This is a genomic window from Paenibacillus sp. JJ-223 (assembly GCF_927798175.1).
GTDB classification, from domain to species: Bacteria; Bacillota; Bacilli; order Paenibacillales; family Paenibacillaceae; genus Paenibacillus; species Paenibacillus hubeiensis.
The window spans coordinates 323,895-347,477 of sequence record NZ_CAKMMP010000006.1 but is presented as its reverse complement, the minus strand read 5'-3'; the positions used below and the strand labels follow the sequence as shown (position 1 = coordinate 347,477).

Below are 23,583 nucleotides of genomic sequence, written 5' to 3'. Positions count from 1 at the left end.
AATCTATTCACTAGCGACAATTGATTACATATGTAATCGAAGAAAGAAGGATGATCATCCATGAAGAAACTCCCTCGCATTTCGGAAGCGGAATGGGAAGTGATGAAGGTGTTATGGAGCAGGTCTCCTGCATCCGCCCAGGAAGTCATTGAACGACTCAACCCTGAATCATCTTGGAAGCCGGCCACCGTGAAAACCTTGATCAGCCGCTTGCTCAAGAAGGAAGTGATCGGATTCGAACAGGAGGGAAAGAGTTACCTCTATTATCCGCTGGTCAGTGAAGAGGAGTGTCAGCGGGCAGAGAGCCATTCATTCCTTGAGCGACTGTACGGAGGGGCCATAAAGCCGATGCTAGTCCAATTTCTCAAAGAGGAGAAGCTGTCCCGCGAGGAAATCGAAGAGTTGAAGCGGATCCTCGACGAGAGGAAGGGCTCATCATGAATGCCATCGCTGCGTGGATACCCTCCTTTGTAAAGTGGGTCATTGAGACCTCGTTCATGGCAACCGTGATGGCCATTCTTATTTTGGCGATCCGAATGGTGCTGAAGCATCGTTTGCCGATCAAATGGCAATACGGGATGTGGTTTGTGTTGATGGCAAGAATGATCCTTCCTTGGGCACCTGAGAGCGGTATGAGCATGTATAACATGTTCCCGTTCTTGGAACGGCAAACTCCCGTAGCGATTATGAATCCCGTGCAGGACATATCCGGAGGACTGCCGCCCATGCAGACATTGTCGCCGCCGAATAGAGAAGCGAACGACGCATCCGAGATCCCTTCAAACATTGGAATTCCAACGCTGGATCTCGTCATGTTCATCCTATGGGCAGCCGGCTCACTCGCCCTTCTCGGAACCATGCTCAAGGCGAATCGGGATTATGGACGACGACTTGGAAAGGCGCAACCTATGCCCGCCGAGTCCGATCTCGTCCGGCTGCTGGACCGATGCAAAGACGAACTGGGAATCAGACGCCGCGTTCCGCTTCTTGTTTCGGCCGAGGTGGACGGGCCGAGTTTGTACGGACTCGTGCGCCCCCGAATTTTGCTGCCCGCCCATAGCCCTGAGACGTTTGGCTCCAAGGAATTGCGTTATATCTTCCTGCATGAGCTGGTGCACTTGAAACGCAAAGACATCGCAGCCAATGTGATGATGACCGCATTGCTCCTTGTACAGTGGTTTAACCCGATTCTTTGGTATGCCTATCGTAAAATGCGGGAAGATCAAGAGCTGTCGTGCGATGCGGCGGCCATCTCACATATCGGCGCGGGCGAAGTACAGGACTACGGCTACACCATCGTTAAACTGCTTGAGCGCAACGTTTCGCGTCCTGTGCCACTGCTGGCTGCCACCAAGTTTTCGCCGAAACTACCCCAACTGAAGAGGAGAGTTACGATGATTGCAACATTTAAAAAACATTCAATAAAGTGGACCGCTGCCGGATTCGTCCTTATTCTGCTGTTAGTTTCCGTGTCGCTCACCAACGCCAGAGCTGAAGAGGCAAACCCTGCCTTGATGAGAGAGCTCGCCGAAATGGAACAAGCGAATGCGCCTCTTCTTGAGGCGGTTGATCCCGCCGTTCGCGGCCAGGTTGAAGACACCATCCGTGAGGTGATGACCGATCTTGGCATGGCGCTGCCATTAAAGAGAGCAGAGCATGTTCCGAATTCGAACCAATGGTTTCTCGAGTTCGAAGGCGATGGAACCGGAATGACGTCGCTGTGGGTAAACGATGAGACAGGCAAGTTCGAGAACGCTTCGATCGGAATCGATCTGTCCCAGGATCGCTTGGAAGCTGCGCTGATGCATCAATACGAGCAAGCTTTGAAGAAGCAGGGCTACGCTAAACAAGCGGATATTTCGGTGCATCGCGTCATCGACAATATGCTGGAGAACGGCCCGTATCAGGTCCAAACCAACATAACAGATGCGAATACGCAGGTTGTTTTTTTGGACGGGAAGGTCATCCAATTTATCGCAGATGGCTCTTAACAGCACAACGAGCGAGCACCTTGCATCCACAACGATTAAGCGCTACTGCGGCGCTTTTTTTCGTTCCAACGATCATTTATCGAGCAGCTTTATGCCAAAGGCAATCCATCTGCCGTCAATGTCCTCGACGACAAAATCGCGGTTCGCATAATCGGTTTGCCTCAACTCCCGAACAATGCGGACATCGGCTTGTTTGAATTCATGCTGCAGAGCTTCCTGATTACGGGTGATAAAATAAGCGTCATACCCATAGCCATATAACTCCCTGTTCGGAATCACCCTTTGCCCGTTTGACATGGTCAAAATGACCTCGGTAGCATCCCGGTACAAGCAAATATGCGGCTCCTCTGTATGCAAATATTCATAGGCCCGGAAACCGAGTTTTTGCACATAAAATGCTGCAGTACGTTTGATATCGGTTGTCGGAAAAACCGAATGCGACATCAACAAATCGTGACTCATTTTCATTTCTCCTTTATGTAATACTTCCATTTCGTAAATATACCGCCCCTCCATCGTATATACCTGTCCGGGACAGCGTCCATGCCAAACATGATTATGAACCATCTTTATCAGCCTGCATTTTAATTATGACATTATTGCCATATATAAATTTCAAGGTTACAATGAATTATTAGAATCGCGGCAGCCTGCAGGTTCGTTTGATTCATAGGCTGCCTTTGCGAACATACTATAGAAAAACAGACAGGAAGGATCCAATGAAAGACAAAATCGTCATGCCGCTATGGACATGCTGCCTCTTCATCGTGGTCATGAACACTACCATGTTTAACGTTTCCCTGCCCGTGATCATTCAGGATTTGCACATCACCTCGGATCTTGGGTCGTGGGTTATTTCGAGTTATTCTATCGGCTATGCGCTCTCTACCGTTATTTTCAGCCGACTCTCCGACCATGTACCTGTACGCAAACTGGTTACGGTTGGACTGATCATCCTCGGTTGTTCATCCGTCCTGGGACTGTTCGCCCACAATTTCACCCTGTTATTGATCACGCGCATCCTGCAATCGGCAGGAGCCGGAGTCATGGCCGGACTGGGTTTGGTCATCGCGAGCCGTTATGTTCCAGTGGAGCGCAGGGGCGCCGCCATCGCGATGATCTCGTCCGGGAGTGCCATGGCCTTCGGACTGGGCCCGATCGTCGGCGGACTTGTCAGTGAATACTTGGGCTGGAACGGACTGTTTGCGATTACCGTGCTGGTACTCGTGGCCTTGCCGTTTTTGCTGCGTTTTTTGCCGCGAGAAACGATTCGGGCCGAAAAATCGTTCGATATCACCGGTGCAGCACTTACCGTAGTGAACGCCACGACGGTGCTTGTGGCCGTGACGCAGCAGTCGTTGATCTGGCTGCTCATCGGCCTGATTTCGCTCGCCGTGCATATTGCTTATATCCGCAAAGCAAACGGCTCGTTCATCAATCGTGAGGTGTTTGCGACCAAAGGTTATTCGCGTCTGCTGATCATCGGCTTTTGCGTGCTGATCGTCAATCTGGGTAATCTGTTCCTGATGCCGCTTGTGCTTGCCGACCTGTTCGGACGCTCATCGCTGGCGATTGGTCTGCTGATTGCTCCAGGAGCGATCGTTGCGACATTCCTGGCGCGGTTTGTCGGCCGCTGGATTGATCGTTTCGGAAACATGCGCTTCCTGATCATCGGCCATATATTGCTTGCCAGTGTATTGCTTTTATACGTATTCGGGTTGAAATATTCGGCCTTGATCATCACCGTGGGTTACTTGTTTTTCTCCCCTGCATTGTCGGCCTCCATCGCCTCAATGAACAATGAGGCTTCACGGGTGCTGCCCAAAACCCGGATCGGTGCCGGCATGGGTCTTCTGCAATTGATCCAGTTTTTCGGCGGCTCTCTCTCCGTGGCCGTCTGCGGGCTGCTGCTGCACAGCTTTCCGGGGGTCCCGGTGAAAGAAGCCTATCCTTACGTGTACGGCTGCCTGCTGCTCGTTTGCCTGATTTCGCTCACGCTGGTGCTTCTCTACGCTCGCTCTACGCGCAGTAATTCAGCAGCATCCGCAGCTGCAAACTGACACCTCCCTATAAGGCGCGATCCAGAAAATCGAATGTATCAACACCGGTCATGCCGCATATAGCAAAAAAGGTCCGCTTCAACAGCGGGCCTTTTCCCATTTTCATATTAAATAATAATCACGGAGACGGTTTCGCGGACAAAGCGGTTTTCCATGCCTCCGTGACGGAAACAGGAGCTTTGGTGCTATTCTCGCCTCCACCCTCTTTCGACCAAAGCGGCGGATAATAGGCAAATACTTCGCCTGGCCGGAGCTGCCCCATCGTATCCTGCCAGTCATTCCAACGAAACGTCTCGTAAAACTGCTGCAAATTTCCGTTGGCCAGCCAATGGATGAACCCTGAATAGGCCAGCTCCGTCGATTCCCATTCCATCGTGTCCGGCGCAAAATAATAGATATGACCGGTGCGTCCGAACCTGCCCGTATCGAGCGCAAAAAATCCGCCTGCCGCATCATAAGCCACCACCAACACGCCCGGTAACGCCGGAACGGTAGACTGCTCGTCCAATCCGTTCCAGAATGTCAGGCTGCCGTAGCTGCCTTCGCCTCCGGAACCAAGCAACGTGATCCAGCCATGGTCGAATCGCATTCCCCCCGTCTCATACGCTACGGTACCCAAATAAGAACGGGTGCTGACTTGCAGCCGCACAAGCGTTTCTTCTGCCGCTTCGCGCCGTGCAGGGACGTAGTTCCATGTATTCTCGCCGCTGTCCAGCAGCTCCCGCAATTCCTCCCAGGCGTGATGCTCCCGATCATATAGCTGATCCGCATTCAATGCATCCATCATAAAACTCCTTTCATGCGTCAAAACTTGCGTTGATGACGTTCATGTACAATATAAGTCACAGGTCAATCGCCTGTTTGCTGCGGCACAGCTCAGGCAGCGAGGTCGCAACCTGCACGCCATCTTCGTAACTCAAATTGCCCGAATGGGCCATCAAAATGGGGTATTCCCCCTTAACCGCCGCTGACCGCATATCGAACATGTAGTGATTGCCGTTTCCGTCCAAGGCAAAGGATACGGCACCCGGCATATACTCCGGCAGTTCGTATGCCAGGTTCATTTCCCTGAAATCCGCCGTGCCAAAAAGCTGAAAGTAACGCTCCCCGTTCTGAAACTCGCCGCCATTGGAGAACAGCAGCAGTTCGATATAACTTTCCGGCAGCATCCTCTCGGGGAACGACCAATCCGCCGGATCAGGCCGTCCTCCATGGACATGCAGCGCGGGCATGCTCGACAAAAGCTTCTCCCGCCCTGCCCGAATCTCTCCGACCTCCTCTTCGTTCAGCCGGGCATTCCACTGTCCCAAAAATTGCTCGAGTTCCGTCTTCGATGCTCCCGTCTGCCTGGACCACTCATGTTCAAATACATCACTCCACATGCTCGTCCCTCCTTCTCCTGCACATTTGGCATGCACCAAGAAAACGCAGCATGCATCTTGGGCCGCCATTCGTTCTTTCCCTTTTTTACCATTCCGACTATGAGCATATCACGGCCTTTTTCCCCATTCAAACCCTGTCCATCTTTCCGTTCCCCCCGTAAGAAAAAACAAAAAGTCTGTTCGCACCCTTTACAATCTGACCATCGTCAGGTAATATCAATAAATCATGCCGCGCGGCAACAATAAAAAAGACGGAGGATTAAACATGGTTACCCTGACTCATAACAAAACGAATCCACGATTATGGGGAAAATCGTTCATTTTCATCATGCTGGCCAACGCCCTGCTGTTCATGGCCTTCGAAATGCTGCTCCCCACCTTGCCGCTGTTCGTATCAAGCCTGGGTGGTGACGCATCGCAGATCGGACTCGTCACAGGCATCTTCATGTTTTCGGCAATTCTGGTTCGCCCTTTCACCGCAATCCTGGCAACCAAATGGAATAAAAAAATGCTGCTCATCGCAGGCATCGCCATCTGCGCACTGGTTACCGGTTCATACTACCTCGCGTCAGGCATAGGCATGATTTTGCTGCTCCGGGTCATTCATGGCTTTGGCTTCGGACTCGCGACAACATACTTCGCAACCATTGCCACCGAGAACATTCCCAAGCAGCGCCGGGGTGAAGGCATGGGTTACTTCGGCGTCGGCGAGACGGTGGCCATTTCCGTCGGCCCCTTGATCGGAACGAGCCTGCTGCTGCAATTCAACTACCAAAGCCTGTTTATGGGCGGCATGTGCATTTTGCTGCTGGCGCTGCTCATGACCGTGTTTGTATCCCGAAAACCGGTGCAGCAAAATGATTCTCAAACGTCGGAGACGCCTCATACAGCCGTCAAACTCATCGAAAAAAAGGTGCTGTTCCCCTCTATTCTCATCATGCTGGTCGGTATTGCGGCAGGTTCGATCATGTCGTTTGTCGCGTTGTTCGCTGAAGAAAAAGGCTTTACGCAGGTCGCCTGGTTTTTCTTCGTCATCGCCATCGCCAGCTTTGTCGTCCGGCTGTTTTCCGGCAAAATGTTTGACCGGCTGGGGCCCGGCTCTGTGCTCGTGCCATCGGCCATCCTCGCCATCGCAGGCTTGTCGGTGCTGACCCTCGCGCAAAATGACGTGCACTTCCTCGTCGCCGGCGCGTTGTACGGCTTCGGGTTTGGAGCCATTTTCCCCGCGATCCAGACGTGGTGCGTAAATTTGGTGGAAGAGCATGAGCATGAAAATGCCATGGCATCGTTTTTCAACTTTTTCGATCTCGGCATCGGCGGCGGCTCGCTCGTACTGGGTATGTTGGCATCTGCATTTTCTTATACGTTGGTGTATGATATAGCCATAGGCATCTTCGTGGTGTACATCTTGCTGTACATCATGTACGCCCGAAGACGGCGCCAAACGACCCATCATTCACTGGAGGCAGACATTTGAGCAAACAACGAATCAAGGATATTGCCATACAACATTTTATCCGCTTCGGGTACGAGGGCACCAAAATGGCCCAGATTGCCGAGGAAACCGGGATTCGCAAACAATCCCTTTCCTACCATTTTGCATCCAAAAAAGCACTGCTTGTGGAAATTTACGAGGAAGTGGTACAGGAAGAGCAGCAGTTCGTGCGCGAGTTTTTCGCTCAATCTGCAGGGCAGACCCTGGAACAGCAGCTGCACTCGTTTTTGCAGGAGCATAAAAATCGTTTCCTCACGCATCCCAACGTGGCTTTTATGTACATTCTGTCTTTCATTACGCCCTTGGAAGTCCATGACTTCGTGCTGGCTCAGTACCGGACCTATCTGGGCACGCTCAAGGAAGAACTTGCTGGCGTGTTCGTGCAGCACCCTGACATTCGCCTGAGTCCCGAGGAAGCGACCGTCGCTTTTGTCACGCTGATGGACGGCCTTGACGTTCAGCTCGTGTACGAAACGCGGCAATCTTTCGAACAGGCACTCGCCATCGCCTGGAACGTGTTCTGGACCGGCATCCAGCGGAGCATTTCTTCCTGAACGACAAAGAGCCTTCTCCCTAGGGAAAGGCTTCTTTGTCGTTTGCGCTGCCAACTAACGATTATTATTTAACCGTCAGAATGACGCGTTGGTACCGTTTCAACTGATGTTTGCCGTTATCCTGAACCTCGGCTACGATATGGATCGTATCGCCTGCCTTGGCATCTTGGGGCACGGTAAAGGTAACCGTGTCGGTGTCGCTGCCTTGCAACTCGATCGTGTCGATTTTCTCGTCTTTGCCGACCTCGCGATGCAAGCCCAGCAGCAGGTCTCCGACTTTCTCTTCCACGACCTTGTTCTCCACCGGGGAATCCTGATACGTATCGGCTTCGGCGTATCTCCACCATGTATACGTAAGTTGGTTCCCATCCGGGTCCGTACCTTCCGCATGCAGCGTCACCTGTTCGCCAGGGCTTGCTTTCAAGTCGATGCCTTCCTTGACGGTCAGCGCCGGATTATGGTTTGCACCTTCGAACGTGTCTGCAGCGGCCCAATCGGCACGTGCGGCAAAGTCATCCTGAATGTCGTCAAACCATCTCATCAGGGAATATTCCGCTTCGTAACGTTTGGTGTACGGATCGTAATCCAGCACGTTGTTGCGGAACAGCTTGTCATTCACGACGCCGAAGCGGCCGCCCCAACCGCCGTAAGAGGGATTTTCCATGCTGCGCAGGCCGTTATCGATCAAATAGAAGAAGGACGGGGAGTCCCCTTCGGAAATAAAGTCGTATTTTGCATACTGCGGGTTCTTCTTGATATACTCCGGATCTCCGCGCTGCTCTTCAGGCAGCTCGCCTTCGATCATTTTGCCGTCGGCCATCGTTGCATACATGTCCAACAGCTTGCCATGCCCGGTCAACAGGTTTTCTTTCATCCAGTCGCCGTGCAGCTTGCCATTGACTTCCTCGGCATGCATTTTCCATGCATAAGCGAAGTGCCAGAAGTTCGATTGATCGTTCAGGATGCGGATGTCCGGCCAGCTTTTGGCGATGTAATCGTTATAACTGTCATCCTGGTCAAGAATGATGTAGAGCACCAGTTTGTCGCTGACTTTTTTGCGGATGTCATCCCACTCGTCCGTGCCTTTATATTGATCCTCAATCGATTTGAGCGCACGGGCCGTCGTATTGGTCCCACCCCACGTTTGCACGTACAGATCACGCTGATCATCGTCGAGGAACAATGTTTTCAGAAATTCGGAGCCTTCGGTCTCTTTTTCCATTTCGCCTTTATTGGAGATGTTCCCGATTTTCGTCATGGCGCGCAGATCTTCCGGTTTAGGATAACCGTCCGCATGTTTGATCAGGTTGGGGTAGATTTCGCCATAAGCATCAATCATGTCGTACACCCACTGCGTGCCCGTCCAGCGGAATGGCTTGATTCCCGCATCCGGATCTCCGGCGTAGTGGTACACCGAGCTGGTCAGCACGATGCCTGCCAGGTCCATTTCATTGGAGTACAGCAGGAAGCGAATGACCGAGTTCATATCATCGACTTCGCCGTCGGTCGTAATGACCGTTCTCGCTTTAGCTGCCGTCGTTTGATCCGTTGTTCCCTTGTCTTCATTTTGCTCTTGCTGCGCTGACGGGCTCGGTGTCTCATTGCCCGCCTGCGGCGTTTTGGAGGCGCATCCACTAATGACCAACGTGCAGATGCAGCATGTGATCAACGTCCTGAGCCACATTGGTTTCTTCATCCTTTTCTCCCTTTCTGCGTTCGACCCGATGTGTGGTGCCGAAGGATTTTTCTTACAGTTTTTCTTTTAAAATCGGCCAAAAAAAACAAAAAAACCCGAGTATCAATGCATGCGGACAGAGTCCGTGCACGTGATAATCAGGTTTTGCCTGCGCTAGCAGTCACAATCCTTCGTATGAATAAGACTGTAACACATTTCTGCACAAATGTAAACGTTACCAATGGAAATTTAGTTCGTCATTGCGAATAACGATGGATGGCATTCATTCAAAAAGCGGCTGCAGCATGCCGGCCGGAATCGTGCTGCTTGTTCTGTTTTCTCGGGAAATCCCCCCATTTGGTATACTGTGCATGTAGAATCTAAGATAAAAGGCATACCGGTCCATTCATTGTCGCAGAGGAGGAACCATTTATGATCTATGTTGCATTGCTTCGGGGCATTAATGTCGGAGGAAACAACAAAATCAACATGAAACAACTGAAAGAGACGTTTGAAAAATCAGGCTTCACCGACGTGGTGACCTACATCAACTCCGGTAACATCATCTTTGTTGATCACCGCGAACGAGCCAACGCCCATGCCGAAATCTCCCGCCAGCTTGAACAAGCGATTGCGGATGATTTTGGCTTGCAAATCCCGGTCATCGTGCGGAACATCCATGAAGTCGAAGTGGTCATCAAGGCACTTCCGGAGGACTGGAGCAACGGTGACCAGAGCAAAAGCGACGTTCTGTTCCTCTGGGACGAAATCAATGATGTTTCGGTGTTGGACAAGCTGCCCATCAAACCCGGAATCGGGACGCTGATCTACGTTTCGGGAGCCGTATTATATTCCGTCAGCAGGGAAGATGCCGCCAAAAGCGGCATGAACAAACTCGTCGGCTCCAAGCTCTACAAATTCATTACGGTCCGAAACGTCAATACGACGCGACAAATTTACAAGCTGATGCAAGCGATCGACGAGAAAAAGAATTAACTTTCACTGATTTAACACAACACGCCCTTTCATTTTACCTGCCTTTAACGTTTCTTCGTTAACATGATAAACATCACTATCATATTTCCACACAAACGTTAAAGGGGATCGGTCCATTTGAAAAAGAAGACGCCTTGGCTGGCCATGATGTCCATGTCCGCCATTCTGGCTGCGGGCACGGCAGCTTATGCACCACACACTCATGCATCCGGCACGTCTGAAGCCACTAGCGATCATGTCATTTTGCGTACGGCCATTCAGAACATGCAGGGTGCCGTTACCTGGGACAGCAGCAGCCGCAGCGTCGAGATCCAGATGGACGGCGTCCGCGCACAGCTCCCGGTCGGCTCGGACGCCATCACCATCAATGGTTCAACATTGGCTCTGGACAGCAAGGCGTATCTTCAAAACGGAACCACTTACGTTTCTCCAAATACATTGAAGCAGATCCAGAAGCAGGTGATCGCGGCCCAAAACAACACCGGCTTCGAACTCGCAGCATCGTTTCAAATGCCGAGCGGCAAAGCCGAAATCGCAGCTTCCACCCCTGATGGACAGCGTTTGCTGGTAACCGAAGCGGATGAAGGCAGCATCTCCGTATTGGACATCTCGGATCTGGGTCAAGTGAGCGTACTGCAAACCGTGAGTTTCCATGACCTCTCGCCAAAGGCCGAAGTGACGAGCGTTACGGTATCCAAAGACGGCAAATACGGACTGGCGGTCGTTCGAACCGGCGATACGGACACCGAAGCGAACAAAGGCATTTTGGCCGTTGTTGACCTTGACAGCTATCGTACCGTCAAAACGTACGAGCTCGGCATCGGTCCGGATTCCATCGCGCTTTCGCCGGACGGACAACATGCCGTCATCGCCATCGAAGACGAGGAGATCAACAAAGCCACAGACGAAATCGATTACGCCAACGCCAAACGGCCTGGCAGCATCATGATCGTTTCGTTTGCTGGGGGCAATCCGCTGGAAGGCAAAGTCACGAATGTGCCCGTATCCCTGGAAGATGTGAAAGGCGCAGCCTATCCGCATGATCCGCAGCCCGAATACGTTGCGATTAGCCCTGACAGCAAAACCGCGGCCATCACCCTGCAAGAAAACAATGCCGTGGCCATCGTTGATCTGCAAACCAAAACGCTGAGCACCATTTTTGCTCTCGGCACGACGTCTCACGCGGCAGACCTGAAGGATGACGGCATCGTACAATTTACGGACAGCCTCACTGCACGGTATGAACCGGACGGCGTCGCGTTTACGCCAGACGGAATGTATATCCTTACCGCCAATGAAGGAGATCTGGGCAAAAACGAATTCGATGACGGCGTGAAGGCGGGCGGACGCGGCATCAGCGTATGGGATCTGCAAGGAAAACGCGTCTATGACAGCCAAAACCTGATCGATGAAGCCACGGCCAAAGCAGGCCTGTACCCGGATGATCGCAGTCCGAACAAAGGCAGCGAGGTGGAAAACCTGACCGTATCCACGGTGGACGGCCGTACCTATGCCGCCGTTGCTTCCGAACGTGCCGATGCAATCCTTTTCTTCGATCTGGCAGACCCTGCGAACCCGGATTATCTCGGACTGATCCGGGCGGCGGGCGAATCCCCTGAAGGCATTCATCGCGTGAATGGCCGCAGTCTGTTCGTCAGCGCGGACGAAAGCACGGGAACGATCAGCTTTTACGAGAAAAAGTAAATAAACGGCTGGATTGGCCATAGTCTGTTATCTCATCGACATAACAACACATGAGTAACCAAAGAAGGAGCGAATTCCCGTGACATCATTGTCAAAGGGAGATTCGCTCCTTCTTCTTTGTGAGGAAGCTGCTCAGGGGCAGCTCCCTAGCTATTTCGAAATGTCCTTGTTGATCAGACTCTTTCGTTCGTAAATGTAATGCCCCCTGCGTTCATTCCCAGAAGAAACGACCGTTGAACACTTTTTCGTCGAGCAGCTTGAACGTTTCCTCTGACAATTCCTTTTTCATTTTGGCACGGACGGCTGCTTTGTCCAGATTGTATTGGGAGGACATGCCGATTTCGGTCTCTTCGTTGTTTGCATCAAAACGCATGATTGGTGCCGTCGCATCCTTCGCCCACGGCGTCCATGCCGCGAGCTCATTGCTGCCGCCATTGCCTGGATGACCCGTGTACAGGAATTGTTTCAGGTACGCCGCCATCGCATCGGACAACGCTTCGCGGCCCGGCTTGTTGGCGTCCGTGAAGTAACCTTCCGGGAAGTAGGACGCAATGCCGTCTGCGCGGCCGGTGTAGAAGTCCATGTCCGCTCCGTGCGGCGCGCCGAGCAGCGTTCGGAGCTTGTCGGAAATGACGCCAGGCTGCGTGCCCCATGCAAAGCGGTATGCGTATACGGACGGTTGCCCGGAAACCTTGGTCAACCGTTCGGCTACGCGCTCCGCGTTGAAGCCCGCATAGGCTTCGCTGCCGTATTTGAGCGCTGCGGCATACTGCTCGGCTTTCGTTTTGTCCGTAAACAACGTGCCGTCATTGATCGCCGGGGAGAAGTTCGGATCGCCGAAGGCAAAGCCGGAAAACTCGGTTTCCAGGCTGCCCAGCAGGACGGGCACTTTGGCATAATCCCCGCTGCCGATCGCGTCGAAGCCCTGCTTCGGAATCACCGTCCCGTCACGGAACAGATGCGGGAACGGCTCCATGCGGATGGCCGTGCCGCCGAATGCGCTCACCAGCTTATCCGCAGGCAAGCCGCGCAGATAAGCAGCCAGTTCTTCCTTGGACTGCTTGGCGATCCACGCTTTCGCCTCTTCGGCAGTCGCCGCCTTGCCTTCATCCACGAGCAGCTTCTCCAGCACGTCGCCGGACTTCTTCTCCCCTTCTTCCGGCGCTGCCGTCGTCAAACCGCCGCTGAATGCCGCGACCTTCTGGAACAGCCCCTCGCCCAGCGGCGAAATCATGGCCGCGAGCACGTCGCGCGCGCCTGCCGACTGTCCGGCGAGCGTAACGTTATCCGCGTCGCCGCCGAAGTTTTTAATATTTTCCTGGACCCATTTCAAGGCTTGAAGGGTATCCAGCAGACCGAAGTTGCCCGAATCGTCGAGGGCGTCACCGGTCTCCAGCGCAGCGTTTTTGAAAAATCCGAGCGCACCGAGGCGGTACTCCACCGAAATGATGATGCTGTTCGTTTTGCGGGCCAATTGCTCGCCCTGGAACTCCTTGGTGGACCCGGTCATATTGCCGCCCCCATGCACGAATACCATGACCGGAAGCTTGGAGCTCGTTGTATTCGGACGCCAGATGTTCAGATACAGCGAATCCTCGCTGCCCACCGTCTTGGTACCGGACAGCTGCAGGCTTTTCTCCGCAAACTCCTTCGCCGATCTCGTTTCCGTCCATGCCTCCGGATCAACCGGTGCTTTCCAGCGCAATTCGCCTACCGGCGGTGCTGCGTAAGGAACGCCCAACCAGCCGAGGGTGCCGTATTGCTCGTATGCCACGCCGTCGATCGGGCCATACTTGGTCTGCTGCAGCGTTTGCGGCGTAAACGCCTTGGGTTCGGCGCTGTTTTTCCAGCTTTGTTCCAAGGTGCCGCTGCCATTTTTGAGCTGGGCCTGCAGCGCCTGCGCGGTGGCCTCCGCCAACTGGCGGTTGGTCAACTCGCCGGCTTGCCCCAGCGCCGCAATACCTTTGCCGACAGCAAACGCGGCCGCACCGCCTGTTTCGTAATCCGTGCCTTCTTCGTATCCAAGCGCTTTCAGCAGCATGAACGCATACCCTTCTGCCGTAATCGGCGCAGACGGCTCAAATCGGTTGTCCGTTGCTCCTTGCTGCAAATAGGGATGAAGTTTGAGATATCCGACGACCGGCTGCAACACTTTGCCCGCAAGCTGCGCATCTTCGTATGTATCCGTGCCTTGATACGAGAGCGCCTCCTTCTCCAATCCGGATAAACGCAAGTACATGACCGCGGCCTGAATGCGGGTTGCTTTTTTATTCAAATACGCTGCGGTAACCCCCTGTCCGTTGCCACGGATCAGCTGGGATTGGATCAGTTTGTCGATGGCCGCGGACGAAGCGGAAGCCGCTCCGGAAGTTTCGGCCGCATAGGCAGGCAAACCGGATACGCATAATCCCAAAATGCTGGCGATGGCCATCGTGCGTTTCATTTTTTTCATTTTTCTCATGTGCAAAATCTCCTCGCTGTCGGATCATGTGTGATGTGCTGTCACCATTGCTTAAGTCAAAAACGGCTGTCCCTATGAAGCATTCCAAGGTTCGTCTGTGATCTCTCTATCTGCCCTTGTAAGCCTGATGCCCCTTCTCCTTTCCTGCGAATTTCGGCTGCGATGGGTGCTTTGATTTCACCTCCAGGCAAACGATACTAAAAAAACCCGAATCAAAGGCAAATCGTCGCATCTTGCGCCGTGATCTGCCCTCAATCCAGGTTTTGCCTGCAATCAGTTACAACCCTTGGGTATGAGGTGAATGAAGTTTCGAATACGGTGTCCCGATCCCCATTGGAAGCTGTTATGCTTCATCATTGGAAGCCGGTAACCTACAGGTATTGCCCGAATATAAGCGGTTACAATCCTGTTGTTATCGTGATGTTAGCACACAATGTAAGCGATATCAATACCATATTTCATATTTCGCCCAAAAAAATGGCCAGCAGGAAGCCGCCCTGTCCGGAGAATATTCTCCGGCATAGACGGCCTGTACATTACTGATTTCCGTTTCCGCTTTCGGCAGACCTCGCCAATCGCTCCAGCAGCTCGACCGCCGGCATGAGAACACGCTCGTCGATATCGAAAGAAGGATGATGATGCGGTGCCGGCAGGTCGCTGCCAACGATCATATACGTTCCCTTGCCGCCTTGCTCCTGCACACGTCGGATCATGTAACTTGCATCTTCGCTGCCCAGGGCAGCGCTGTCTTCAAGGACGACGGCACGGCGGAATCCTTCGATGCTCTCCGCTTCCTTCGCCGCCAGCTCGGCCAGCTCCAGATCGCAATGAATCGGAATGGCGCCGCCGATCACCTCCACCGTTGCTTCCAGCTCATGCATGGTCGCGCTGCTCTCGATGATGTTGCGCACGCGCCGTTCCAGCTCGCGATTCGTCTCATCGCTCGTCGAGCGGGTCTCGATGACCATGCGCGCCTGTTCGGGAATGATGTTCGCTCCCGTTCCGCCCTCCAAAATGCCGACATTGATGCGGGTATCCGCCGAGCTGAAACGCGGCAGCGCATGAATGTTCAGCAAGGCCGTCGCTGCGCCAAGCAGCGCATTTCGGCCCTCTTCCGGGGAAGCTCCCGCATGGGAAGACACGCCGGTGAATCGCGCCTCCAGCTTGGTCGTTGCCAGGAAGCCGCCGGACGCGCCGCGGAATTCGCCGGACGGCACATCGGTGCCGAGGTGCATGCAGAACAGGCGGTCCACCTGTTCCAGCATGCCTTTTTCGACCATGGCGTAAGCGCCGCGCACCCCTTCCTCGGCAGGTTGGAACAACAAGCGGACTTTGCCTGCGAACTGCCTGTCGCGCAGCCGTTCGGCCAAGGCAAGGCCGATCGCCGTATGGCCGTCATGCGCGCAGGCATGCATCAGGCCTTCATGCCGCGAGCGGAACCCCCCCGCTTGCGGAACATGCTGTTCCGAGGCGCTTTCGCGGATCGGCAGGGCGTCCATGTCAAAGCGGAACGCGGTGGTCGGTCCTGCGTGTACACCCTCCAGTTCCGCCACGACCGCGGTGAAGCCGCCGCGCATATGCTGAACGATCGACGGCTCCGCTCCTTCACTTAGAGCACGCTGGTACGCGTCTTCAAGCACCTCCGGTTTGGGAAGGCCCCGTCTCGATACATCGTCAATCGCATCTTTGCCATAGATGACCTGATACCCCCATTCCGTCAATAGCTGCACCACTTTGGTGGCCGTGCGAAATTCGGTGAAGCCCAGTTCGGGATGTTGGTGCAAATCCCGGCGAAGCGTAATAATGTCCATCATTTGGTTTTACCCCTTTCTTGTTTGATCTCCTGACTGGTTACAGTCTCGGATATACTCCCGGACCCAGCGGCAGGTTGAATACGTACCATAGAACGACCATGATGACCCAAGCTGCGAAGAATACGATCGAATACGGCAAAATCAAGGAATAATACGTCCCCATCTTCGCGTCCTTGCGATACTCCTGCAGGAAACCGACGAAGAGCGGCACGAAAGGCGATACGGGCGCGAGCGGAATGATGACCGAATCGGATACGCGGAAAATGACTTGCGTGAATGCCGGATGGAAGCCGAGCAGCATCATCATCGGAATGAACACCGGTGCCAGAATCGACCAGATCGCCGATCCGCTCGCAATGAACATGGTCAGCAGCGCGGACAGGAAGATGAGTCCGATAACGACCGGAATCCCGTTAACGCCGAGCTTCTCCAGCAGATCGGTAATCGTCAATGCCAGAAACTTGCCCATGTTGCTCCAGTTGAACATGGCGACGAATTGGGCGAGCGGGAATACCATGACGATGAACCCGGCCATCGTTTTGATCGGTTCGACCAGCAGTTTCGGCAGATCATTCTGGTTTTGGATCACTTTTAATTTAATGCCGTAAGTCAGCGCTACGGTAAAGAAGAAAAGCAAAATGACAGGAACAATCCCTGAAAGGAACGGCGACCCCATCACGCCGCCCGTCTCCGGATTGCGCAGAATGCCATTGGACGGAACGACCAACAATGCCACGACGGCGATAAAGATCAGTGCCGCAATCCCTGCGGCGCGCAAAGCGCGATTTTCTTCCGGCGTAGGCGCTTCGAGCTTATAGATTCGCTCCCCTTCATATTTTCCCAGTCTTGGCTCCAGGAACTTATCCGTCATGAATCCGGCGACCAGCGTAAGCACAATGACCGAAACGGACATGAAATACCAGTTGTCCAACACCGTTACGCCAACGTTCGGGTCGACGGAAGCGGCTATTTCGGTGCTGATACCTGACAAAAGCACGTCCGTGGTCACGATCAGCATATTCGCGGTGAATCCGGCCCCGACTCCCGCAATCGCGGCGATCAATCCCGCTACGGGGTGCCTGCCTACGGCCAAAAAGATGAGCGCTCCCAGCGGGGGCATGATTACCAGCGCCGCATCCGACGACACGTGGCTGAAGAACGCGATGAAAATGACGAGGTAGCTTGCATAACGTGCAGGCACGCGAACAGCCATTTTGCGCATGACCGCTTCCAGAAGCCCTACTTTCTCGGCAAGACCGATCCCCAGTACAAGGGACAGAATCGAAGCCAGAGGTTTGAAATCGGCAAAGTTTTTAACCACATTCGGCAGCAGCCACTGAATCCCTTCCGCGCTGAGCAGATTTTTGACCTGCACCTTCTCTCCGTCGATCGGATTGTGGGCCGTTGCATTAAAAAACGATAAAATCAGTGTGGCAACCATAAGTGCGGCGATCAGATAAATAAACAAGATAAACGGATTGGGAAGTTTGTTCCCGACTCTCTCGACCCAACCAAAAAGCCCTGTGTTCTCATGTCTTTCCGCTTTGACCATGCATTTTACCCCCTGACTGAGATGGAACTGCACCCGGATGACTGAACCTGTCCGCAGGAACGATCCTTGTCCCCTTTTGCAGAACAATAACGCACATTTAACGAAAATGTCGCAATTAATTTAGGACATTATATAATTAATGCCGAGAAAAACTCAATACCTGTGTTACGTATTTTGACACAAAATAAAAAAAACGATGTGCCGTCCTCCTTTGCTCCTGTCCTCCACTGGCGGACATGACAACTTAGATGGCATCATCGCTTAGGTTCTTGATCATTGGTATGGATTCATCTTGATATGGATGTCCTTATATCTAACACGTTAGCCGGTACCGATTGCTTGGCCTTCCACGGCGGGTGTTCAGTTCGTTTCCGGTAATTTCCGCCAAGGAAAAAGCGGTCAGGCTGCCCATGATGCGCTGCACGTGTCTAATGGTCATGGACAGTCCGGAAGCCAAGTCGCTGGCCGTAAATTCTTCCTTGCCCATCCTTCGGACATATACTTTGATCTTCTGGAAGGTGCGAATGCTGACGCCGGCCTTGTTCAGCTTCTCCAACAGTTCCGCGTCGTTGGAAAACGTTTCGTACGCCAGCTCCTGTTCCTCGCCGGCCGCTTCCACGATCGTTCCGTCCGTTTCATAAACGATGATCCGTCCGGCTTCATCATCCTTTGCGTACTGAATCGCCTTGCGGGCATGACGCTCCGCATCGAAGGCCGTTTCGCCGAAGCCGATGCCTGCATAACAAGGCAAATCCGTATCCAGTTCAAGCTGATGCAAGGTGGAGTGCAGCGAATCCATGCTGCGGGCCATGCCGCCCCGGGAGCCGTACATCAGGTATCTGCCCGTTCCGTCCTGATGCAGGGAACCATCGATTTGCTCGCAATGGTGCAGGAGCAGGCTGCGGATTTTCAATTCCATGTATTGCAGTTGGTATCGCTCCGCTCCATGTTCACCCGCCTCATGCAGGCGATCCACCTCAACCATCAGCACGCCGATTTGGCTTTCCTTGAAAGCAGAGCTGCGGATCCGTTCCACCAGCATGCGTACCGCCTGCACCGTTTCCAGCTTGGTAGAGTTGATTTTAAACACGGGGATCCCCCGTTTAAGCAAACCCTCATAGACGGCATACAAGCAGGTAATCGCCGCTTTGACGGTTCCCCGCTCGAAATGCCCGACATGGAATGCGATCATTTCCTCCACATCGTAATCGGTCGAAAAGACGTATTTGCGTAATCGTTCCTCGGGAAAGTCAAGCTCGTGCAGGCTGTCCATCAGCCCCCAGCCCTCATTTTCCGTCATATCGATGGAAATGTCCTGGATGGCTTCTTCCGAAGCGTATATAGCCTGCAGTATGGCTTTGTACAGACTTGCGCCCGTAGGCGGGCAATAAATGGCGTGTTCCTGTTCCCGCAGAACGGCCTGGGCCGCCAGATAAGGAATGGGCCCCGTGAATACCCACCCATGAACATGTCCACGGTATTTTTCGATAATGTCTGCAGTTTCCCGCGCATGCTCGTAGGGATACAGCTCATAGCTTGTTCCCAGCTCCTGCCCCTGCAAGGCATTCATTGTCCGCTCAATCGACGGCTGCGGCCCGACGATGCCGATTCGGTACATTCGCGCCCCTCCTCATCCCCAATTGGATTGTTCATAACTACTTATTGTAAAAAGGTGAATCCTTCCCTTGAAATTGGCCCAATGATAGCAAATTATGTTCCAGAATGATCATCAACTGATCCGTCATTTCCGCCGGCGTGTAGGGCATGGATTGCACAACCCACCATTCCACCAAGCCGGCGACTGATAGGCTTAAAAACTGGATGAGAACGTCCTTTTTCACGTTCGTATGAACTTGTACGCGCTGAACATGCTCCAGAATGCCCTGCTCCATCAATGAGATCATTTTCTTGCGAAAAGCCGGAACGCCCTTGCTCGTCATCAGCGTGGAATAGATGGCGGCATGCCGCTCCAGAAATTCGAACGTACGCAGCAGCAGAGCACGCGACTGGTCGCGGTCAGGCTCCCCGTCCGGCATGCAGCTGTCGTACAGTAACTGCAAGTACGTTTCGACGCATTCGTCCAACAGGGCGTATTTATCCGCAAAATGCAAATAGATGGTTCCCCGGTTTACGTTCGCTCGGTCCGCAATCGCTTGAATCGTGATTTTCTCGAAGCCGAGTTCCTCCACCAACCCGATAAAAGCTTCCATGATGGCTTGTCTCGTCCTTTGAATACGTCTGTCCATATGCGTACCTCTCTATTTTTATTAGACAACTAAGACCCGTTTTGTTGAATTCTCAACAGAATGCAAGAGATCGGCGATTGATCCGCTGTTTTGTCGGATGATATGTTTATTTTAGTCAACAAACGTCATTTATTCAACAATTGTTTATTCGATATAAGGAGGTTCATTTATGAACGTATTGGTTTATGGAGCAGGTGTTCTAGGCAGCTATTTGGCACATGTTCTTGCACGAGGAGGCAACGAGGTTAGCCTGCTGGCTCGAGGAAAACGGGCAGAAGAGCTGGAGAAAGACGGCCTGGTGATCCGCCACTATTTCCAGCGCAAAACAACGGTGGATCGGGTCCGCGTCATCCGGAGCTTGGAGCCGGACCATCATTTCGATCTTATCTTTGTGGTCATGAAATATACGGACTTCGCCTCGATTCTGCCGATTCTGGCCGCCAACAAAAGTGAAAATATCGTCCTCGTCGGAAACAATGTGGATGCAGATGAGATGCAAACCTACGTACACGAACACAGTCCTATACCCAAAAACATCGCTTTCGGATTCCAAACGACGGCAGGACGTCGCGAAAACGGTCGTGTAGACTGTATTCGCATAGGCCCCGGGCAGATGGTTATCGGCGGGCTCGACGGGGAAATCCCTTTCCGGTCGGCTCTTGATCAAGCATTTTCGAAAACAAAGTACAAGCTTATCTATGAGGAAAATATCGACGCTTGGTTAAAGAATCATATCATACTGATCGTGGCGATGAACTTCGTTATCGTGATCCATAGCTATCAGATGAAAAACATCGCCCGCGATAGCCAGATGCTGCGCAAGATGATCGCAGCGATGAACGAAGGATTTCAGGTCCTCGAATCCCTCGGTTATCCGCTGATCCCCGCCGCACAAGCTTCGCTGGTCCGCAAGTACCCTGGCCTCATGCGGCTGGTCATGAAAATATTCCATATGCTGCCCGCCAGCCAGCTGGTTGACGGATCAGTAGATGAAATTGCGGCTTTAAGCCGCGTATTTCGTCGCTGGAAGAAGCAGACAGGGGTCCGGACTCCGCATTGGGACGCATTGGAGGAACAGTTCAACAACGCAATGACGCCGTAAGATAACGAAAAAGCATTTTTCTCTGCAGGCTGCGTCAAAAAACCAAAAGGGGCTGATCATGACCGGCAAGGATTGTCAGGCATGATCAGCCCCTTTTATGTTTTATTTCAGCATTGCATTTTTGACGAATTGCACGTATCCGATCATCAAGCCGATATATTCGCTCCACTAATCGTAAAATTTACACTTGGTTAACTTAGGGAAAACGTCCATTTATTATTTCGCCTGTACACTAGGTTCAGTACATACAAACACACACCATATTTAGGAGGCTGTATTCATGTTAAACCGGTTGAATGCCCGTGCGGCTAAAATGCTGCTCGCGATGACCACGATCGTTGCGGCAAGCATGGGAAGCGCCAGCGCTGCCTGGGCTGAAGAAAACACTGCAGCGACATCGTCTTCTTCCCCGATCAAAAACGTAATCATCCTGATCCCGGACGGCATGGCGCATGAAGCGACCACGCTGGCCCGTTGGTACAAAGGCTCTGCCCTGACGCTCGATTCCATGGCAAGCGGTCTCGTGCGCACCTATTCTGCAGACGCGGCAATTGCGGATTCCGCGCCGGCAGGTACGGCATTTGCGACAGGCCACAAATCCCATACCGGATATGTTGGCGTCCTGCCGGATAAAGCGACCATGCCGGGGCAAAAGGCAATCGCTGCCGGCGATGCCAAAAAACCGATCGCTTCCGTGCTGGAAGCATCCAAACTGGCAGGCAAAGCAACCGGCATCATCGCTACTTCGGAAATCATGCATGCCACGCCAGCCGATTTCTCGGCACATTACCCGGATCGTAAAAATTACGATGCACTCAGCAAGCAACAAGTGTTTAACGGCATCGACGTCGTGCTTGGCGGCGGAAGCAGCTACCTGGTACCCGACGGACGGAAAGACGGCGAAAACCTGGTATCTTCCATCAAAGCGCTGGGATACGATTACGTTACGACGCCTGAGGCGATGAAAGCTTCCAATTCGAACAAGCTTTGGGGTATGTTCGCTCCAGCGGGCATGTCGTACGACATGGATCGTGATCCTGCGAAACAGCCAAGCTTGGCCGAAATGACGTCCAAAGCCATCGACGTTCTTTCCAAGGACGAGGACGGTTTCTTCCTGATGGTCGAAGGCAGCAAAGTCGACTGGGCTTCCCATGCCAATGATCCGATCGGCGTCATCAGCGACGTACTGGCATTCGACGATGCCGTGAAAGTAGCGCTCGACTTTGCGAAAGCCGACGGCGAAACGGCGGTCGTTGCGGTAACCGACCATGCGAACGGCGGTCTGACCATCGGTAATGCGGCTACAACGGGCACGTACGATGAAGAGCCATTGTCCACGTTTATCGGCCCGCTGAAAAAAGCCAAACTGACCGGCGAGGGCTTGGAATCCAAGCTCAATGCCAAACGCACCAACATCAAAGCCGTCATGAAACAATATTTCGGCATCACGGATCTGACGACCGAAGAAGTGGCCGCCATCAAAGCGGCGAAGCCGGGCAGCCTGAACTATGTCGTCGGTCCAATGATCAGCAAACGTTCCGGCATCGGCTGGACGACAGGCGGACATACGGGCGGAGACGTCGTTCTCTATACGTACGCACCGAACAATGACCGTCCATTCGGCGTCATCGACAATACCGATGTGGCCAAATACATGGCACGCGTGCTCGGACTGGATCTGGAAAGCACCAGCAAACAATTGTTTGTGCCTGCGAAACAAGCCTTTACGGCCAAAGGCGCGACCTACAAGCTGGACCTGAAGGATGCCAAAAATCCGAAGATCCTCGTGACTAAAGGCAGCACCAAGCTGGAACTGCAAATTTACAAAAACGTCGCCCTGGTCAATGGCAAAAAGACGGCACTGGAAGGCGTGATCGTGTATAACGGCGTTGACGCTTTCGTACCGCAAGGTGCCGTGGATTTGATCCAGTAAACGCTGATCGCATTTAATGTTCACACAATAAAGAGCACTGCCAGCAATATGCAGCACTCTGCCTGCAAACTTTATGGGCTGCCGAATTCCTTCGGCAGTCTTTTGTTGTCTGTCGAAGTGAATTCGCTGCAGCAGCTTCGCCTCGTGATGGCCCCTCTTTCGTTTCCATGGTAGGACCACGTTCCAGCTTGTCGTATAATGGGCATAACATCCTGAATTTTCATGACAAAAAGGAGAGAATTCCCCATGTTGATTGGACTAAACTGGATTACCCTGCGGGTGCGGGATTTGGAGGCATCGCTTGCTTTTTATCACGGCGTGCTTGGCCTGCCTGTTCACCGCAGGTTCGAAAGCCGGGGACGGCAAATCGCCATGCTTGGCACGGAGAACGAAACGAAGCTGGAGCTGATCGAAAACAGCGGGACCATTCTGAAGCCGGAAGCAGGCATTTCTATTGGCTACGAGGTATCGTCGCTGGAGCAAACCATAGCCAGGCTGAAAGAGCTGGGCGTCCCGGTCGCACGCGGACCCATCGAACCCAACCCCCATTTGCGGTTTATTTACATTGTCGATCCGGACGGCTTCGAAGTTCAGCTTGCCGAGCATTCCTAAGAAGAT

19 protein-coding genes are annotated in these 23,583 nt (G+C 53.0%); 10 read left to right on the top strand and 9 right to left on the bottom strand.

The features are described 5' to 3' along the window. The first annotated feature begins 60 nt into the window (after positions 1 to 60). Entirely contained in the window at positions 61 to 441 is a 381-nt protein-coding gene (locus L6H98_RS13605) for a BlaI/MecI/CopY family transcriptional regulator (protein ID WP_236415774.1), read from the top strand. After that, positions 438 to 1,991 (top strand): M56 family metallopeptidase, encoded by a 1,554-nt coding sequence (locus L6H98_RS13600; protein WP_236415773.1) that lies wholly within the window; start codon positions 438 to 440, stop codon positions 1,989 to 1,991. The genes L6H98_RS13605 and L6H98_RS13600 overlap by 4 nt, the downstream gene beginning before the upstream one ends. A 72-nt stretch (positions 1,992 to 2,063) precedes the next feature. Here L6H98_RS13600 and L6H98_RS13595 read toward each other — a convergent pair whose 3' ends face one another. Then, entirely contained in the window at positions 2,064 to 2,453 is a 390-nt protein-coding gene (locus L6H98_RS13595; protein WP_236415772.1) for a VOC family protein, read from the bottom strand. Between the two features lie 257 nt (positions 2,454 to 2,710). Between L6H98_RS13595 and L6H98_RS13590 the strand changes: the two genes are divergently transcribed. Further along, positions 2,711 to 4,051 (top strand): MFS transporter, encoded by a 1,341-nt coding sequence (locus L6H98_RS13590; RefSeq protein WP_236415771.1) that lies wholly within the window; start codon positions 2,711 to 2,713, stop codon positions 4,049 to 4,051. A gap of 118 nt (positions 4,052 to 4,169) precedes the next feature. Here L6H98_RS13590 and L6H98_RS13585 read toward each other — a convergent pair whose 3' ends face one another. Both L6H98_RS13585 and L6H98_RS13580 read right to left on the bottom strand, forming a co-directional pair. Further along, positions 4,170 to 4,835, bottom strand: a complete 666-nt coding sequence (locus L6H98_RS13585; RefSeq protein WP_236415844.1) for a DUF2625 family protein — start codon at positions 4,833 to 4,835, stop codon at positions 4,170 to 4,172. A 58-nt stretch (positions 4,836 to 4,893) separates the two neighbouring features. Next, positions 4,894 to 5,433 carry an SMI1/KNR4 family protein gene (locus L6H98_RS13580; protein WP_236415770.1) on the bottom strand — a complete coding sequence of 180 codons (540 nt, stop codon included), beginning with the start codon at positions 5,431 to 5,433 and terminating at the stop codon, positions 4,894 to 4,896. Positions 5,434 to 5,698: 265 nt separating this feature from the next. Between L6H98_RS13580 and L6H98_RS13575 the strand changes: the two genes are divergently transcribed. Then, a complete protein-coding gene (locus L6H98_RS13575) occupies positions 5,699 to 6,910 on the top strand; it encodes an MFS transporter (RefSeq protein ID WP_236415769.1) in 1,212 nt (403 codons plus the stop codon). Next, positions 6,907 to 7,482, top strand: a complete 576-nt coding sequence (locus L6H98_RS13570) for a TetR/AcrR family transcriptional regulator (protein WP_236415768.1) — start codon at positions 6,907 to 6,909, stop codon at positions 7,480 to 7,482. Before L6H98_RS13575 ends, L6H98_RS13570 begins: the two co-directional genes overlap by 4 nt. A 64-nt stretch (positions 7,483 to 7,546) precedes the next feature. On the opposite strand, the gene L6H98_RS13565 is transcribed toward L6H98_RS13570, so the two are convergent. After that, positions 7,547 to 9,178, bottom strand: a complete 1,632-nt coding sequence (locus L6H98_RS13565; RefSeq protein ID WP_236415767.1) for a DUF1593 domain-containing protein — start codon at positions 9,176 to 9,178, stop codon at positions 7,547 to 7,549. Between the two features lie 411 nt (positions 9,179 to 9,589). On the opposite strand from L6H98_RS13565, the gene L6H98_RS13560 reads away from it, so the two are divergent. Both L6H98_RS13560 and L6H98_RS13555 read left to right on the top strand, forming a co-directional pair. Beyond that, positions 9,590 to 10,153: a DUF1697 domain-containing protein gene (locus L6H98_RS13560; protein WP_236415766.1), complete on the top strand. Its 564-nt coding sequence runs from the start codon at positions 9,590 to 9,592 to the stop codon at positions 10,151 to 10,153. A 117-nt stretch (positions 10,154 to 10,270) separates the two neighbouring features. Further along, complete coding sequence (locus tag L6H98_RS13555) at positions 10,271 to 11,857, top strand: stalk domain-containing protein (RefSeq protein WP_236415765.1); 1,587 nt, start codon at positions 10,271 to 10,273, stop codon at positions 11,855 to 11,857. A gap of 211 nt (positions 11,858 to 12,068) precedes the next feature. Here the strand turns inward: L6H98_RS13555 and L6H98_RS13550 are convergent, their stop codons facing one another. From L6H98_RS13550 to L6H98_RS13530, 5 genes are all read right to left on the bottom strand, one after another. Further along, a complete protein-coding gene (locus L6H98_RS13550) occupies positions 12,069 to 14,318 on the bottom strand; it encodes a carboxylesterase family protein (protein ID WP_236415764.1) in 2,250 nt (749 codons plus the stop codon). A gap of 536 nt (positions 14,319 to 14,854) precedes the next feature. After that, positions 14,855 to 16,132, bottom strand: coding sequence for an amidohydrolase (locus L6H98_RS13545; protein WP_236415763.1), 1,278 nt, complete (start codon positions 16,130 to 16,132; stop codon positions 14,855 to 14,857). Between the two features lie 37 nt (positions 16,133 to 16,169). Beyond that, positions 16,170 to 17,684 carry an AbgT family transporter gene (locus L6H98_RS13540; RefSeq protein ID WP_236415762.1) on the bottom strand — a complete coding sequence of 505 codons (1,515 nt, stop codon included), beginning with the start codon at positions 17,682 to 17,684 and terminating at the stop codon, positions 16,170 to 16,172. A gap of 313 nt (positions 17,685 to 17,997) precedes the next feature. Next, a complete protein-coding gene (locus L6H98_RS13535) occupies positions 17,998 to 19,302 on the bottom strand; it encodes a hypothetical protein (protein ID WP_236415761.1) in 1,305 nt (434 codons plus the stop codon). A gap of 37 nt (positions 19,303 to 19,339) precedes the next feature. Continuing rightward, positions 19,340 to 19,930, bottom strand: a complete 591-nt coding sequence (locus tag L6H98_RS13530) for a TetR/AcrR family transcriptional regulator (protein WP_236415759.1) — start codon at positions 19,928 to 19,930, stop codon at positions 19,340 to 19,342. Positions 19,931 to 20,099: 169 nt separating this feature from the next. On the opposite strand from L6H98_RS13530, the gene L6H98_RS13525 reads away from it, so the two are divergent. The 3 genes from L6H98_RS13525 (at position 20,100) to L6H98_RS13515 (ending at position 23,577) form a co-directional block, all read left to right on the top strand. Then, positions 20,100 to 21,032, top strand: a complete 933-nt coding sequence (locus tag L6H98_RS13525) for a 2-dehydropantoate 2-reductase N-terminal domain-containing protein (RefSeq protein ID WP_236415758.1) — start codon at positions 20,100 to 20,102, stop codon at positions 21,030 to 21,032. A 280-nt stretch (positions 21,033 to 21,312) separates the two neighbouring features. Then, positions 21,313 to 22,965, top strand: a complete 1,653-nt coding sequence (locus L6H98_RS13520) for an alkaline phosphatase (RefSeq protein ID WP_236415757.1) — start codon at positions 21,313 to 21,315, stop codon at positions 22,963 to 22,965. A gap of 246 nt (positions 22,966 to 23,211) precedes the next feature. Further along, on the top strand, positions 23,212 to 23,577 hold the full coding sequence (locus tag L6H98_RS13515) for a VOC family protein (protein ID WP_236415756.1): 366 nt from the start codon (positions 23,212 to 23,214) through the stop codon (positions 23,575 to 23,577). Positions 23,578 to 23,583: the final 6 nt, after the last annotated feature.

Coding starts and splice junctions, on each gene's coding strand:
- L6H98_RS13605 (WP_236415774.1), top strand. CDS start 61: ATGAAGAAACTCCCTCGCATTTCGGAAGCGGAATGGGAAGTGATGAAG.
- L6H98_RS13600 (WP_236415773.1), top strand. CDS start 438: ATGAATGCCATCGCTGCGTGGATACCCTCCTTTGTAAAGTGGGTCATT.
- L6H98_RS13595 (WP_236415772.1), bottom strand. CDS start 2,453: ATGAGTCACGATTTGTTGATGTCGCATTCGGTTTTTCCGACAACCGAT.
- L6H98_RS13590 (WP_236415771.1), top strand. CDS start 2,711: ATGAAAGACAAAATCGTCATGCCGCTATGGACATGCTGCCTCTTCATC.
- L6H98_RS13585 (WP_236415844.1), bottom strand. CDS start 4,835: ATGGATGCATTGAATGCGGATCAGCTATATGATCGGGAGCATCACGCC.
- L6H98_RS13580 (WP_236415770.1), bottom strand. CDS start 5,433: ATGTGGAGTGATGTATTTGAACATGAGTGGTCCAGGCAGACGGGAGCA.
- L6H98_RS13575 (WP_236415769.1), top strand. CDS start 5,699: ATGGTTACCCTGACTCATAACAAAACGAATCCACGATTATGGGGAAAA.
- L6H98_RS13565 (WP_236415767.1), bottom strand. CDS start 9,178: ATGAAGAAACCAATGTGGCTCAGGACGTTGATCACATGCTGCATCTGC.
- L6H98_RS13560 (WP_236415766.1), top strand. CDS start 9,590: ATGATCTATGTTGCATTGCTTCGGGGCATTAATGTCGGAGGAAACAAC.
- L6H98_RS13550 (WP_236415764.1), bottom strand. CDS start 14,318: ATGAGAAAAATGAAAAAAATGAAACGCACGATGGCCATCGCCAGCATT.
- L6H98_RS13545 (WP_236415763.1), bottom strand. CDS start 16,132: ATGATGGACATTATTACGCTTCGCCGGGATTTGCACCAACATCCCGAA.
- L6H98_RS13540 (WP_236415762.1), bottom strand. CDS start 17,684: ATGGTCAAAGCGGAAAGACATGAGAACACAGGGCTTTTTGGTTGGGTC.
- L6H98_RS13535 (WP_236415761.1), bottom strand. CDS start 19,302: ATGTACCGAATCGGCATCGTCGGGCCGCAGCCGTCGATTGAGCGGACA.
- L6H98_RS13530 (WP_236415759.1), bottom strand. CDS start 19,930: ATGGACAGACGTATTCAAAGGACGAGACAAGCCATCATGGAAGCTTTT.
- L6H98_RS13525 (WP_236415758.1), top strand. CDS start 20,100: ATGAACGTATTGGTTTATGGAGCAGGTGTTCTAGGCAGCTATTTGGCA.
- L6H98_RS13520 (WP_236415757.1), top strand. CDS start 21,313: ATGTTAAACCGGTTGAATGCCCGTGCGGCTAAAATGCTGCTCGCGATG.
- L6H98_RS13515 (WP_236415756.1), top strand. CDS start 23,212: ATGTTGATTGGACTAAACTGGATTACCCTGCGGGTGCGGGATTTGGAG.